We start from the raw sequence: 14,317 nt of genomic DNA on the forward strand, positions 1-14,317 counted from the left end.
GAAAGAAGTCGGAGATCCGCCGGCACGGAATAGCCGCCGATGGGCCCGTGTTGGCTCGGGACATGGCATTCGACAGTCTCGGACGGTTCGGAGTGTGGCGGGCGTACAACGGGTTCAGCCCGGAGGACGCGCGGGAATTGGAGCAGCTGGGATACGGCGCGCTGTGGTTGGGGGCCTCGCCCCCGGCGGACCTCGCAGTGGTCGAACCACTGCTCGAGGCGACCGAAACGATCACCGTTGCCACCAGCATCGTGAACATCTGGGCCGCGCGGGCGAAGGAGACGGCCGACTCGTTCCACCGGATCGAGGCGCGCTTCCCCGGCCGGTTCCTGCTGGGCATCGGCGCCGGACATCCCGAGCACACGGGCGAGTACCGCAAGCCCTACGACGCGCTGGTCGAGTATCTCGACGACCTCGACGCCGCGGGCGTGCCCGCCGAGCGCCGCGCGGTGGCCGCGCTCGGTCCGCGCGTGCTGAAGCTGGCCGCCGAGCGGTCCCTCGGCGCGCTGCCCTACTTCGTGCCCGCCGCGCACACCGCGAAGGCGCGCGAGATCGTCGGCCCGGACGCGCTGCTGGCGACCGAGCACAAGGTGGTGCTGACCGACGACGCCCGGACGGCGCACGCCGTCGCCGACGAGACCGTCGGGTTCTATCTCGGTCTGACCAATTACACGTCCAACCTGCGCCGGTTCGGTTTCACCGACGCCGACCTCACCGTCCCGCCCACCGACCGGCTGTTCGACGCCGTCGTCGCGTACGGCACGCCGGAGCGGATCGCCGCCCGGCTCGACGAACACTTGGACGCGGGCGCGGGCCATGTCGCGGTGCAAGTGCTCGGCGACAACTACCTCCCTGCGCTGCGCACCCTCGCTCCCCTGCTGACCACGCGATCCTGACTTTCGCGTGCCCTCCGGCCCCCGGCTGCCGCGGGGGGCCGGAGCTGTTCGCGGTGATCGTCCTAAGGGACTGTTAGGAAGCGGCGAGAGCCGTTCCGCGGGCTTGTGACTGCCGACACACTGATCTGCGACGACGTGATGAGGCGTCGGAGAAGGAGATCTTGTGACTACGACACAGCCCGTGGGCGAACGCCGGGTGGTCGCGAACGTTCTGCGCGGATCCATCGGCAACCTGGTCGAGTGGTACGACTGGTACGTCTACGCCGCGTTCAGCGTGTACTTCGCGAAGACGTTCTTTCCCGAGAACGATCCGACAGCGCAGCTGTTGTCCACCGCCGCCGTGTTCGCGGTCGGCTTCCTGATGCGCCCGATCGGCGGTTGGGCGCTGGGCCGCTACGCCGACCGGTTCGGCAGGCGTTCGGCACTGACTCTGTCGGTGACCGTGATGGCGGCCGGTTCGCTGATGATCGCGCTGACGCCCGGTTACCAGACCATCGGTCTGGCCGCCCCCGCCCTGCTCCTGGTGGCCCGGCTGCTGCAAGGGCTGTCGGTCGGCGGTGAATACGCCACCAGCGCGACGTATCTGTCCGAGGTGGCCTCGGCGGGCAAGCGCGGGTTCTATTCGAGCTTCCAGTACGTGACCCTGGTGGCTGGGCAGCTCGTCGCGCTGGGCGTGCAGATCGTGCTGCAGCAGTTCCTCGACGCCGACCAGATGAACGCCTGGGGGTGGCGGATTCCGTTCGTGATCGGTGCCGCCGGTGCGCTGGTCGTGATGTGGCTGCGGCGCGGCATGGACGAATCCGCGCAGTTCCGCGCCGAATCCGGGCGGCAGCAGGAGCGCGATGCAGAAGGCGGGGCGGCGACTGCCGGTGCGCCGCAGTCGCGCGGGTCGCTGCGGATCCTGCTGCAATACCCCCGGGAATGCCTGCTGGTCGTCGGGTTGACGCTGGGCGGAACCGTCGCGTTCTACACCTACACGACCTACATGCAGAAGTTCATGATCAACACCTCGGGCATCTCCAAGTCCACTGTCGCCTGGATCAATTTCATCGCGCTGCTGGTCTTCGTGGTGCTGCAGCCGCTGGCGGGCGCGCTGTCGGACCGGGTGGGGCGTCGCAAGCTGCTGATCTTCTTCGGCGTGGCGGGCACCTTGCTGACCGTGCCCCTCATGACGGTGCTCGCGCGCACCACCGATCCGGTCGCCGCGTGGGGCCTGATGATGACGGCACTGGTGATCATCACGGGCTACACCTCGATCAACGCGATCGTGAAGGCCGAACTGTTCCCGACGAAGATCCGCGCGCTCGGCGTCGGGCTGCCCTACGCCCTGACCGTCGCCATCTTCGGCGGCACCGCGGAGACCATCGCGCTGGCGTTGAAGAAGGCGGGCCACGAGTCGCTGTACTTCTGGTACGTCGCGGGATGCATCGCCGTCTCGCTGGTCACCTACTACTTCATGCGGGAGACCTCGGCCTCGTCGACGATCGACGCGGACGAGCTCGCCGCGGTCGCCGAGAGCGGGGCAGCCGAGCAGGCCCGGCCGATGGTCACCGTGCGTGAGCACTGACCGCCCGGCACCCACGCCGGTCCGACCCCTGTGGGAGGATCGGCGCGTGCGGCTTGCGGTGGTCGAGGACGACGACGGCGTGGGAGACGCGCTGGTCGAGGCGCTCATCGCCCGTGGTTACCGCGCCGAACGCATGCGCCGCGGCGCCGATCTGCTGATCGCGCACCGCGACTACGACGCGGTGATCCTCGACCTCGGACTGCCCGACGGCGACGGTCTGCAGGTGCTGCGCAGACTGCGCGAGGTGAGCTCGGTCGCGGTGCTGATCCTCACCGCGCGCAGCGACGAACGCTCGATCGTGCGCGGTCTGCGCGGCGGCGCCGACGACTATCTGGTGAAGCCGCCGCGGATCGCGGAGCTGGTCGCGCGGCTGGAGACGGTGACGAGGCGGGCCGCGGCCGCGGCGCAGCACGCGCCGTCGGTGGTCGTCACCGGGGACGTGCGGGTCGACCTCGGCGCTCGCGTGGTCGAGGTCGCGGGTGCGCCCGTGACGCTGACGCAGAAGGAGTTCGAGCTGGTCGAGGCGCTGGTGGAACGGCCGGGGGCCGCGGTGAGCCGCCAGCAGCTGATGGATCGCATCTGGGGTGACGCCTTCGTCGCGGTCTCGCGGTCGCTGGACGTGCACATGGCCGGTTTGCGGGCGAAGCTGAATCGGCCCGGCCTGATCACCACCATCCGCGGGTACGGATATCGGTGGGGACAGTGAGCGCGGCCCGGCGAGCCGGAGGTATGCCATGCGGCGTCGCTTGCTCGTCGCGCTGACGCTGTTCGCGGCCATCGCGGTGCTGGCGTTCGCGGTGCCGCTGTCGCTGACCATCGCGACCAATCGCACCCAGCAGCTGGTGCTCGCGCGTTCCGGGGACGCCGACCGGTTCGCCACTCTCGCCGACGACGCGGTCACGGCGGGGGACAGCCGCGCGCTGGCCGACGAGGTGCTGCGCTATCACGAGTTGTACGGGGAGAACGTGCTGGTGGTCGACGCGCGGGGCGCGACGACGGTGAACGCCGGCGCGGACGTGCGCGATCCCGGCATCGCCGCCGCGGTGGTGGCCGCGCGGCGCAATCAGCGCCCGCACGCGGTGGACAAGCTGACGCCGTGGGGAGCGCCGACCGTGCTGGTGGCGCGGCCGGTCGGCACCGGTGTGCAGGTCAACGGAGCCGTGGTGATCGAGGCGTCGACCGCCCGCGCCCGGGGTGACATCGCGCGGGCCTGGGCGGTGATCGTGCTGGGTGGGGTGGCCGCGATGGCGCTGTTCATGCTGCTGGCGGTGACGCTGAGCCGCTGGGTGCTGCGGCCCCTCGCGGCGCTGTCGCACGGTGTGGCGGAGTTGACCGCGACGCTGCCGAAACCCCGAGCCGACACGGTCGCCCCGGTGTCGATCGCGGGCCGGTACGGCGGGCCGCCGGAGATGCGGGCGCTGGCGGAATCGTTCGACGCGATGGCCGTGGCCGTCGCGGACTCGGCGGACGCCCAGCGGCAACTGGTCGCCGACACCGCGCACGCCATGCGCAACCCGCTGGCCGCTTTGACCATCCGGCTCGATTCCCTGGAGCCCGCGATCCCGGCGAGTGCGGCGGGCACCTTTCGCGGTGCGGGGGCCGAGGTCGAGCGTCTGACCGCGCTGCTCGACGGCTTGCTGACCCTGGCCGTGGCCGAGACGCCCGCGGCGTTCGACCTCGCGCGCACCACCGAGGACGACAACCGGTGCGACGCCGTGCAGGTGGTGGCCGATCGATTCGACGCGTGGTGCACAGCGTTCGAAGCCGCGGGGCAGCGATTGCGGGTAGCGCCCACGGCGGATCGCGCCGACGTGGCGGTCCCGGCCGACGTGCTGGCTCAGATGCTCGACGTACCGCTGAGCAACGCCTCGCGCTACGCCGGGTCGGGCGCGTGCACCGAGCTGGTCGTGGAGACCGAGCCGGGCTGGGTCACGGTGACCGTCCGTGACGACGGCACGGGTGTCCGTCCCGACGAGATCGACAAGCTCACCACGCGTTTCTTCCGTGGCTCCGCAGCCGGTTCCGGTGGCTCCGGGCTCGGCCTGCCGATCGCCGCGGCGCTGGCGCAGGCGCGCGGCGGCGCTCTCACGGTGGCGGCGGTGCGTCCGCGCGGTCTCGCGGTGACCGTGCGACTACCTGCGGCGGAGGCTCGATGACCGGTCGAGAATCGATCATCCGGCGCGGCATCGGCCGGCGCGGCTTCCTCGCATTGGCCGTCGCCGCGAGTCTCGCGGGTTGCGCTCCCAGCGGCCGAGGCGCGACGGTGCGACTGGCTTCCGGGGAAGTCGGCGGCTTCTACCACGCCTTCGCCGCATTGCTCGGCCTCGCCGCCGCGACCAGCGGCGACGTGCGGATCGAGCGGGTCACCACCTCAGGATCACAAGACAACCTGCGGCTGCTCGCCCACGGCGAGGTCGACGCCGCGCTGGCCCTCGCGGATTCGCTGCCGGAGAGCTCCGGCCCGGTATCGGCGCTGGGCCGGGTCTACGAGAACTATTTGCAGCTGGTCGTGCGCGCGGACAGTCCGATCGGCTCGGTCGCGGATCTGCGCGGAACGCGGGTGAGCCTGGGTGCGCAGGGGTCGGGCGCGGCGCTCACCGGCGCCCGGATCCTGCGGGTCGCGGGCTTGGATCCGGCCGTCGACGTGGCGATCACGCATCGGCCACTGGCGGAGGCGGTGGCCGCCCTCACCGCGGGCGAGGCGGACGCGCTGCTGTGGGCGGGCGGTGTGCCGACCGCGCGGCTCGCGGTGCCGAGCCGGATGCGGCTGGTGGACTTGGGTGAGCTGGCCGCGCCGATGCGGGAGAGGTTCGGCCCGGTGTACGACCGAGTCGCGATCCCTGCGGACGCCTATCCGGGTGCTGTCTCGGTGCACACCATCGGGGTGGCGAACCTATTGCTCGCGGCGCAGACCATGCCCGACGACGTGGCCGCCTCCATCGTCGAACTGCTGGTGTGGCACGCCGACGCGCTGGTGCCAACCGAGGCCGCGGGCACCCAGTTCCTCGACGGCCGGTCGCTGATCAGCACCGGTTCGATCCCGCTGCACCCGGGAGCGGCCGCGGTCTACCGCCGCTGGCACGGCTAGCGCCGTCAGGACCGGACCAAGCGGGCGATGGCGTCCGTGGCTTCCTTGATCTTGGCTTCGGCCTCCGGGCCGCCCGCGACGGCCGCGTCCACCACACAGTGGCTGATGTGGTCCTCCAGCAGGCCCATCGCCACCGCTTGCAAGGCCTTGGTCATGGCGGACACCTGGGTGAGGATGTCGATGCAGTACTTCTCCTCCTCGACCATCCGCTGCAGCCCGCGCGCTTGACCCTCGATGCGGCGCAGCCGCTTGAGGTAGTCGTCCTTGGCGGTGATGTAGCCGTGCGTCGCGTGGTCGGCCGCCGTGTGGTCGTGGGGGGAATCCGCCACCGATGTCTCCTCGCTGCCTGCCGGTCCCGGGAACCGGATCAATACCCCCCTAGGGTACAGGTTGCGGCCCGGCTTGTCAGGTCCGGCCGCCCGCGCCTGCCGGGCGGATCGACCGGTGACCAGCCCGGGCCGTCGGGTGCAAGCAGAGTAACGCCGATCCCCCCGCGCGAGCGTAGCCGCGGGACGAGACAATCGACGTATGAGTTCGCACCCCCGGCCCGCGCTCGCCGTCATCGGCGGCAGCGGCTTCTACGATTTCTTCGACAACGAGGCGACCACCGTCGAGGTGCAGACGCCCTACGGTGCCCCGAGTGCGGGCATCGCGGTCGGAGAGGTGGAGGGCAGGACGGTGGCGTTCCTGCCGCGGCACGGCAAGAACCACGAATTCGCACCCCACACCCTGCCCTACCGGGCCAACCTGTGGGCATTGCGCGCGCTGGGCGTGCGCCGGATCTTCGCGCCCTGCGCGGTCGGCAGCCTGCGCGCGGACTGGGGCCCCGGCACGGTCGCGGTGCCGGATCAGCTGGTCGACCGGACCTCCGGCCGTCCGCAGACCTACTTCGACGGCGGTGGCATCCACGTGTCCTTCGCCGATCCGTACTGCGAAGAACTGCGCGCCGCCGCGATCAAGGCCGAGTCCGACGAGCTGCGCATGATGCACGCGGCCACCATGGCCGTGGTCGAGGGCCCGCGCTTCTCCACCCGCGCCGAGAGCCGGTGGTTCGCCGCGCAGGGCTGGGAACTGGTGAACATGACCGGTCATCCGGAGGCGGTGCTCGCCCGCGAACTCGAGATGTGCTACGCGGCGGTGGCTCTCGTCACCGATCTGGACGCGGGGCTGGAAGAAGGCGAGGGCGTGCACGCCGTCGACGTCTTCGCCGAGTTCAAACGCAACCTCGCCCCGTTCAAAGAACTCGTTCGCCGTGCGGTGGCCGCGGTGGACGGCACCGAGACCTGTGACCGGTGCCGCGTCCACGCGGGCGTGTCGTTGCCGTTCGAGCTGCCCTGAGACCGATGCGGGTGCTGGTCACCGGCGCGGCCGGGCTCCTCGGCGGACACCTGTCACGGGCGCTGGCCGCCGCGGGGCACGAAGTGGCGGGACGGGCCCTGGATTTCACGGCCACCGTGGCGCCCGCCCAGGACCTGGCCGAGTTCGCCGCGGCGGACTGAGAAGTACCGCATGTCTGCGCGTGCGGCGGTGCCCGATTGTGGACAGGTCCCGAGTTAGGCTCTCGCGGTGGATACTCCGTTGCGGCTCGAGGTGATCGTGGCCAGTGTGCGGCCGGAACGGTTCGCGCCGGTGGTCGCGGACTGGTTCCTGCGTGCTGTGCGCGCTCGGCCCGAATTCGCTACGGGAGTCGTCGATCTCGCGCACACCCCGTTGCCGGTCGAGCTCACCGAGAACGAGCACACCACGGCCTATCGTGCGCGACTGCGGGACGCGGACGCGTTCGTCGTCGTCACCTCCGAGTACAACCACGGCTATCCCGCGTCACTGAAGACCGCGTTCGACACGGCGAAACACGAGTGGCGCGCGAAACCCATCGGTTTCGTCTCCTACGGGGGCTTGTCCGGGGGCTTGAGGGCGGTGGAGCAGTTGCGCCAAGTCGTCGCCGAAATCCACATGGTGTCGGTTCGTGAGACGGTCAGCTTTCACCAGGCCAAAAAGCGTTTCGACGAGGCGGGTGACACCAGCGACGCCGCCGCCATCGATGCGACGGAACGAATGCTGCGCCAATTGGCCTGGTGGGGACGCGCTTTGCGAGCCGCTCGGACCGCGGATCCGTACCCCGGCTAGTCGCTAGTGGGTCGCCACGGGGCGGCGGCCGCGCGGCTGGCCGATGTAGGTGGCCTCGCTGGGGATCGACACCAGCGTCAGATCGACCTGCGCCGTGCCGGTGCGCAGCACCACGTGGTTGCCTATCGCGCCCGGTTGATGAATGGCCAGGTCGGGACGGCTGGCGGGCCAGCCCGTCGGATCGCCGGTGACGTAGATGGTGGTGACGCCCGCGTGCGGGGCCGGTGCGAGCACCCCGTCCACCACCGTGGCGGTGAATCCCGCGTCGGACTGGTGCGTTTCGACCGCGATGGTCAGCCGCTCCGGATTGCCGATCGTGGTGACCAGGTTCTCCCATGCCCGCGCCCGGTCGGTGCGGATGAGGATCCGCTCGCCGACCGCGAGCGCGCGGAACACCATCTGCTGCGCCAGGTACAGCTCGCCCGCGACGTACACCGTCGAGATGCCCGCACCGACGATGCGGACCGCGACACCGTTGCCTTCGTCGTCCGATCCGATGAGCTGTCCGCAGCCGGAGGAGGGCAGATGCAGGTCGTCGACCACGTCGATCAGGTGCTCGATCATCGGGACGGTGTCGTCCACACCGGGCACCGCGATGGGCAGATGAGCCAGCAGCCCGTCGCGGTGGCGGCCGTTCATCGAGATCATGCCCGGCAGCTCGGAGCGTTCCGGCAGTTCCCGCGCGGTCAGCCGCCAAGCGGCGCCGATGCTCACCGAATCGGCCGAACTGCCGGGGCGCAGGCGCACGGCCACGGTGGTGCCCCGGGACGGAGCCACCCACAGTTGGGCGAGCAGATCCGAGTCGAGCCGCTTGGGATCGACGGCGCTGCCGACGTTCACACTGTTGCCGATTTCGGCATAGCGCCACCGGTGTTCGAGCGCGCGAGGGTCGTAACCGCCGGTGATCTGCAGGACCGCCTTGCGAATCTCGGGTGCCGTCAGGATGCGAGCGTTGCAGTCGGCGTCCTCGAGCGTGCGCATGATCCGCTGGGTGGCGATGGTGACCGCCCGGGAGGCGCCTTCCGCTCCGCCGCCGCGGCGCGCGGTCGCCTCCGGGCAGGCCACCGCGTCGAAGCTGATCGCCAGCCACACCGTGCGGTGCGCGGTGGCGGGCAGCGGGCCGAGCAGCGATTCGTAGATCTTGCCCGCGGGGGTGCCGGAACGGCTGCGGTGCCCGTGGCTGATGATGTCGATGCCGCTGAGCAGGATGTCGTGCTGGTTGAGGCAGTTCGCCAGCTCCGCCAACGGAAGCAGGTGCGAGGCGTGCACCGTGGTGCGAGCGATCCTGGTCAGTCCGCCGGGCGGGGGCAGCACCTCGACCACCGTCACCACGCGGCTGCCGTCCCAGTACAGGCCGAGCGAGCGCCCGTCTGCGCCGCGGAAGTCGACGGTGTCACCGAGCTCGTAGTCCCGGTGCGTGAGATAGCGCCACCAGGTGGCGAGCCAGTCCAAGAGGGTGCGCTTGGCGACGGGAATCAGCGGGATCGACGCGACTACCACCGCCACGCCGAACGCGGGAAGCCCCGGCAACCCTGCCGACAGCGCGACCACTCCGGCCAACAGCCCGATCATCTGCGCGACCAACAAGTTCTGCATCGAGATGCGCCCGAGCAGCGGTCGTGGTCCCGCGCCGGCCGGTTCCGCCATCGTCGTCCCCCAAGTACCCGATATCGGCCGATTCCCTGTGGCCGAACTGAACAAGAGTCCCCGGGAACTGTACTGCGTTCCGCGCCCATGAGCACCGTTCGGGGGAGGAGTGGTATCGCCGAAACCTCTCGCACGCAGGCAGGTGAGTGGCTTTTGCTCTCGACTCCGGGCGGACGGGAGCATGCTCGGATACATCGGAACCCACGTGCATGCTGCACTACCGTATGTGCACGCTCCTCTTGCGAGTACGCGGCCGACTCCGGCGCGGCATCCCGTTGCACCGCTGTCAGATCGTGGAGTCCGCGGAATCAGCGGGGTGCGCTGAGTACCCAGCTCACAGCGTGTGGCCCGTCGAATCCGACGGTACCGATGACCTCAGCGCTTCCATGCGACCGGCGATCTGGAACCCGCCAAGCGCGTTGCCGTTAGTCGTCCGACCCTTCGGGCAGTAAGCGCTAGCGGTCCTTGCGTGGCGTGGATCCACAAGAATTCTCAAACTCGATGGAACCGATCGTCTACACGGCGCGTCTATGAACAGTGACAAGCATAGATCTGGAACGAAAGGGTCGCCAGTGACATCGGACATCAGAGAGTGCAGGCCGCAGGTATCGGCACTTGCTTCTTCGAGTTGCATCGGATCGCCGACACAGTCGGCAGGCACGTATACCTGAAGTCACGCGTGTCAGACGGCGGCAAGTTCCGCGTCGAAGAGAGTTGAAGGTTGTGGAGTGTCAGCTTCGCAATCTCAGGAGACCGCATGAAGCTGTGTGATTTGCACTGCAGTGAACACATGTGGTTACGATTCAGGAGGGGAATTCATATGGAGTACGCTCGCCACTCGATCGCCGCAGCCGCGATTCTACTCGGTGCTTTCGGCGCTGGTGTGGTCGGAGCGTCCCCGATAGCAGAAGCATCTGCGGTTGTCGGTGTCGTGAAGGAAGCGCCATCGCCGGCTCAACTGTCTCGAGAAGAGCAGGAGGCGCTCGATAACAAGAACGCCGGTCGTCCCTACGATCAGGCCGCGTACAACCGCGCGATGCAGAAGATCAAGCAGGCAGAGAAGTACAACGGTGACAGGAACAAGCAGAAGCGTAATCGTTAACAGAGCGCGATCTAAAGGAGTGGCCATGGCAGGCGTCCAATATCAAATCAACCATTTCTCGCAGTCGAATCCAGCTGGTCCAGGACAGGGCGATGTAGCGACGTTGCTTCGGACGATCGCGGCTTCGATCGAGCAGCTCGGCGACGTTTCCATCCAGGACCTCGTCCTGCACAACGAAATCACAGCTGAGGGTACGTGGCCTTCGATCACTGTCTACTACAGCCGCCACTAGTCTCGGGTGCAAACCATATGTTCCGGGTCGCGAGTAGAAAGGCTTGTGCTGGCGACTCGTACTCAATAGTCCATACCCTCGGCTCGATCACGAACAGACCACAGATCAAGGAGTCGGTACTCGTTGATCTGAGTGAATGCAACTATCTCCGGCTCACGGACTGTCCGCGGGCTCAGAAAAGTGGGGAATTGATGACAACCAGAAAATCAGTCGTTTCCGGAATTATTGCGATCGCAGTTGTAAGCGCTGGCTGGGGCGGGATGGCAGGTGCTGCCAATGCGAAGCCCGTGACAGCTGACGGTATGACCAAATCGCACTGCGAGGAGGTCAAGGAAGAGCTGAGCCGTAAGGATCCCGAGAATGAGGCTGAACGTCGGCGTAGGAGTGAGGAGCCTACATCGACATCGCCGTCATGGGCGCCCTTCTACAGCTGCAAGAAGGGGCAAAACGGGTATTTCGTCGACAAAAGCTATGTCGGCTGAGTCCGAACCCCGCAAGCTCTGCAGCCCACGTCCTCTTGTATTTGTCCTGCGCAAAGGCTGGCCGAAGTGACGTGGTTGCTGTTCCGTACAGCTGGCACTCTTAAGTCGAACCCGCGGCCTTTGATCATCGGGGCGAGCGATTCGTAGGCACTGTGGCCCGTCGAACGACGGGCCACAGTGCTTTCGCTGGTGCGGCTCAGCGATCCTCGCTAGTCCTCGTGGACGCCGAACCTGCGGCGGATCGGGAACGAGGCGAGCATTCCCAGGATCAGGAGCGCCGCGACGCTGCCACTGCCGATCAGCGCCACGTCGCGGGCGCGGTTGTCCGGTGGCGGGGGCGGCAACGGGATCGGCAGTTGCACACTTTGGGCCGCCGCGGGTCGTTTCGGCGGGAGTGTTTTCGGTACTTCGGCGGTCAGCGCGGCGATCGGATCAACTGCGCCGTAGCCGACGTAGGGGTTCCAGCCTTCGGCCGGTGCGTGTGCCGTCGCCTCGATACGTTTTATGACATCGAGGGCGCTGAGTTCCGGAAAGCGAGCGCGCACCAAGGCGGCTACTCCGGACACGTAGGGCGCCGCGAAACTCGTCCCCTTGAGCGGAACGAAACTCTGGTTCTCGTATTTGCCTGTGATAGTGCCGGTTCCGCGCGGATCCAACGAGACGATGTCCTCGCCCGGCGCGGCCACGCCGAGCCAAGGTCCCGGCACGGTGAAACTCGACGGCGCGCCGTTCTGGTCGATGGAACCGACCGAAAGGACGTAGTCGTCATAACGTGCTGGAGTGACGTTGGTGGTCACGTTGTTCCAGAGATCGGCGTCCGGTTTCAGTGGGTCGATCCCGGGGTTGCTCGGCTTGCAGTTCCCGTCGGTGTTGCCCGCCGCGACCACGATGACGACATCCTTCTCGAGTGCCGCGTAACGCACGGCGGCGCCGACCGCGCCGTCGGCTAGAGGTTGGCCACTAGGTACGCACGAGACCAACGAGATATTGATGACCGAAGCGCCACGGTCAGCAGCTCGCCGGATCGCCGATGCCAGCGCGTCGATATTGCCGTACCCCTTGGGCGGGTCCTCTGGTCGCCTGTCTTGTCGGCCTGGAATTTCATACAATGCGCTGGTCTGGCGAATGGACAGGATCCGCGCTTCGGGTGCGACACCGGAAAAACTCTGTTCTCCAGTGGGTTTCGCGGCGATTATGCCGGCCACGACGGTACCGTGCGCGTCACAGTCCTCGCTGATTCCATCGCCGCCGTCCGCCACATAGTCGCCGCCCGCTTCCAGACCGGGCAGGCGGGGGTGCGGGACAACGCCGGTGTCGATCACGGCGACGAGTTGGTCTTCGCCGCGAGAGAACTGCCAAGCGTGCGGCAGGTTGAGCAATCGCTGCGGAGTAGGCGTAGCGGGGCCGTCTCCGCCTTGCTGGGTGCTGTAACAGGGTGTGCTGGTCGGATGTTCGGTCTTGTCGGGCGGTCGAGCCGGATCACCCGCGGGCAGTCGTCCTGGATCCACCGGCGGCGGGCGATCGGCGTAGGCGACGCCTTGGCTCGCGCCCACTCCGAATGACACACTCAATGACAGCACCGCAGCGGCCGCACTGGTGCGCAGTGACCTCATCACAGCCCACGGACGAGCGAATAGAGATCCGCCACCCAGAAGACCAGCGGCAGTACGGCGGCGACGAAGGTGTACTCGAGCAGTTCGACGCCGCGGCGCATCGGCGGGGTGGCCGACTGGTTCGGGATGATGATGCCGAGGATCAGCGCCGCGACCAAGGCGACCATCGCCGCGCCGAACACGGCCAGCGGCTGGTGCATCGCGAAACTGGCGCCCACCAGCATGATCAGCACGATCGCCGCGCCACCCGCGATGAGTACCACGGCCTGCTCCGCACCGGCGTAGGTGCGGCTGCGGAACATCAGCACCGCGGCGCAGACCAGCGCCAGCGCGATGCCCGGCCAGTACGGGTCGTCGGCCGCCGGGTCGGTGGCCGCGAGCGCGCCGATGGCGGTGACCAGCGTGGTCGCCGCGACTAGGCCGGCGAGGTACATGCGCGCCCGTTCGGACTTCACCCGCAGCACCTCCATGGTGGGCAGCGCGCGGTGATCGTCCGGATCGTCCTCGGTCGGGTCGATCGGGGTGCCCGGCGAAGGAACCGGCGGCAGCGGGAGTTTCGCCAGCAGCATGGATATCCGCGGGGCGAGGGAGAGCCCGGCGAGCCCGAGCGCCGCCGCGCCCGCGCCGATCGCGCGCTCCGGCTGGCCGGTGAGCAGGCCGACCAGCGCCGCGGGCACCGCGTAGGCGGCGAGCGTGGCCACGCCGATGAACAGCGCGAGACCGACGCCGGTGACCCGCCAAGCCAGGACCGCCGTCGCGCCCGCGAGGACCGATCCGAGCAGGACGTGCGCCCAGCCGTAATGGTCGGGCACGAAGAGCATGCCCGCGCTGAACGCGGCGGGCAGCGCGCAGCCGCCGAGCACCAGCGCGGTGCCGGTGTCGCCGTACATCCTGCTCAGCACCATCGCGGTGACGACGAGCAGGATCGCGACCACCAGCGCGATCGACCCGCCCACACCGATCGGCAGCGAGTCGGGGGACAGCAGCAGGCCGAGACAGCCCACGATCATGGTGATCGCCGCGAGCACCGAGCCGGTGATCCGCGCGACCCGCGGGGTCCAGCTGCGGTAGTGGTCGGTGTCGGCGATCGCGACGTTGTACATGATGTCGTCGAACAGCGGCGTCGGCGCGGTGTGCGAAGCGCTTTCCAGCATCAGCAGTTCACCGTCGCGGACACCGTGCTCGCCGAGGCTGAGCGAGTTCGAGAACGGCGGATGGCCGATCCGGGCGAGTACCCACTCCGCGGGCTCGTAGCGCTCGCCCTCGTTGTCGAAGTCGTTGGTGCGGCTGTGCTGGGCGACCATGTCGACCACGCTGGGAATGACCAGCGCGACCGGCACGTCGACCGGTATGGCCATGTCGACCTGGGTGTGCTTGGCCAGAATCGTCACCCGGGCGAGGTCGGGAGCGCGGACGATCCCGCGCGAGGATTCTTCGTCGATGTGGTCAAGTCGCGCGTGCGTCAAGCTTCCCCCAACTCGGTCTTCTACCTCGTGATTCCGCAGCCTCGCCGGCCGAGTGCGAGCTTGCGAACCCAGGGTCCGGGCAGCAGAATGCAGGTCG

General features: G+C 68.4%; 14 protein-coding genes. 10 read left to right on the forward strand and 4 right to left on the reverse strand.

Annotated features, from left to right (window positions below):
* Positions 1-62 precede the first annotated feature (62 nt).
* The 5 genes from ON27_RS05000 to ON27_RS05020 all read left to right on the forward strand — a co-directional run bounded on the left by ON27_RS05000 (position 63) and on the right by ON27_RS05020 (position 5,551).
* Complete coding sequence (locus tag ON27_RS05000) at positions 63-896, forward strand: LLM class F420-dependent oxidoreductase (protein WP_043720090.1); 834 nt, start codon at positions 63-65, stop codon at positions 894-896.
* Between the two features lie 163 nt (positions 897-1,059).
* Positions 1,060-2,463, forward strand: a complete 1,404-nt coding sequence (locus ON27_RS05005) for an MFS transporter (RefSeq protein WP_043719998.1) — start codon at positions 1,060-1,062, stop codon at positions 2,461-2,463.
* Positions 2,464-2,509: 46 nt separating this feature from the next.
* Positions 2,510-3,169, forward strand: a complete 660-nt coding sequence (locus tag ON27_RS05010; protein WP_043720001.1) for a response regulator transcription factor — start codon at positions 2,510-2,512, stop codon at positions 3,167-3,169.
* Between the two features lie 28 nt (positions 3,170-3,197).
* Positions 3,198-4,619, forward strand: coding sequence for a sensor histidine kinase (locus tag ON27_RS05015; protein WP_043720004.1), 1,422 nt, complete (start codon positions 3,198-3,200; stop codon positions 4,617-4,619).
* Entirely contained in the window at positions 4,616-5,551 is a 936-nt protein-coding gene (locus tag ON27_RS05020) for a TAXI family TRAP transporter solute-binding subunit (RefSeq protein WP_051046236.1), read from the forward strand. The genes ON27_RS05015 and ON27_RS05020 overlap by 4 nt, the downstream gene beginning before the upstream one ends.
* Before the next feature lie 5 nt (positions 5,552-5,556).
* Here the strand turns inward: ON27_RS05020 and ON27_RS05025 are convergent, their stop codons facing one another.
* Positions 5,557-5,880 (reverse strand): metal-sensitive transcriptional regulator, encoded by a 324-nt coding sequence (locus ON27_RS05025; RefSeq protein ID WP_043720007.1) that lies wholly within the window; start codon positions 5,878-5,880, stop codon positions 5,557-5,559.
* A gap of 199 nt (positions 5,881-6,079) precedes the next feature.
* On the opposite strand from ON27_RS05025, the gene ON27_RS05030 reads away from it, so the two are divergent.
* From ON27_RS05030 to ON27_RS05035, 3 genes are all read left to right on the forward strand, one after another.
* Entirely contained in the window at positions 6,080-6,889 is an 810-nt protein-coding gene (locus ON27_RS05030; protein ID WP_043720011.1) for an S-methyl-5'-thioadenosine phosphorylase, read from the forward strand.
* A gap of 5 nt (positions 6,890-6,894) precedes the next feature.
* Complete coding sequence (locus ON27_RS42710) at positions 6,895-7,050, forward strand: NAD-dependent epimerase/dehydratase family protein (RefSeq protein ID WP_157227089.1); 156 nt, start codon at positions 6,895-6,897, stop codon at positions 7,048-7,050.
* 67 nt (positions 7,051-7,117) lie between these two features.
* Entirely contained in the window at positions 7,118-7,678 is a 561-nt protein-coding gene (locus tag ON27_RS05035) for an NADPH-dependent FMN reductase (protein WP_043720014.1), read from the forward strand.
* 3 nt (positions 7,679-7,681) lie between these two features.
* Here ON27_RS05035 and eccE read toward each other — a convergent pair whose 3' ends face one another.
* A complete protein-coding gene (gene eccE, locus ON27_RS05040; RefSeq protein WP_051046237.1) occupies positions 7,682-9,325 on the reverse strand; it encodes a type VII secretion protein EccE in 1,644 nt (547 codons plus the stop codon).
* A gap of 820 nt (positions 9,326-10,145) precedes the next feature.
* On the opposite strand from eccE, the gene ON27_RS05045 reads away from it, so the two are divergent.
* Positions 10,146-10,427, forward strand: coding sequence for a hypothetical protein (locus ON27_RS05045; protein ID WP_043720016.1), 282 nt, complete (start codon positions 10,146-10,148; stop codon positions 10,425-10,427).
* 25 nt (positions 10,428-10,452) lie between these two features.
* Positions 10,453-10,659, forward strand: a complete 207-nt coding sequence (locus ON27_RS05050; RefSeq protein WP_043720099.1) for a hypothetical protein — start codon at positions 10,453-10,455, stop codon at positions 10,657-10,659.
* 691 nt (positions 10,660-11,350) lie between these two features.
* On the opposite strand, the gene mycP is transcribed toward ON27_RS05050, so the two are convergent.
* Both mycP and eccD read right to left on the reverse strand, forming a co-directional pair.
* Positions 11,351-12,520: a type VII secretion-associated serine protease mycosin gene (gene mycP, locus ON27_RS05055; RefSeq protein WP_245559782.1), complete on the reverse strand. Its 1,170-nt coding sequence runs from the start codon at positions 12,518-12,520 to the stop codon at positions 11,351-11,353.
* 233 nt (positions 12,521-12,753) lie between these two features.
* On the reverse strand, positions 12,754-14,220 hold the full coding sequence (gene eccD / locus ON27_RS05060) for a type VII secretion integral membrane protein EccD (protein WP_043720019.1): 1,467 nt from the start codon (positions 14,218-14,220) through the stop codon (positions 12,754-12,756).
* Between the last annotated feature and the right edge of the window lie 97 nt (positions 14,221-14,317).

The organism is Nocardia asiatica NBRC 100129, assembly GCF_000308415.1.
Classification (GTDB): Bacteria; Actinomycetota; Actinomycetes; order Mycobacteriales; family Mycobacteriaceae; genus Nocardia; species Nocardia asiatica.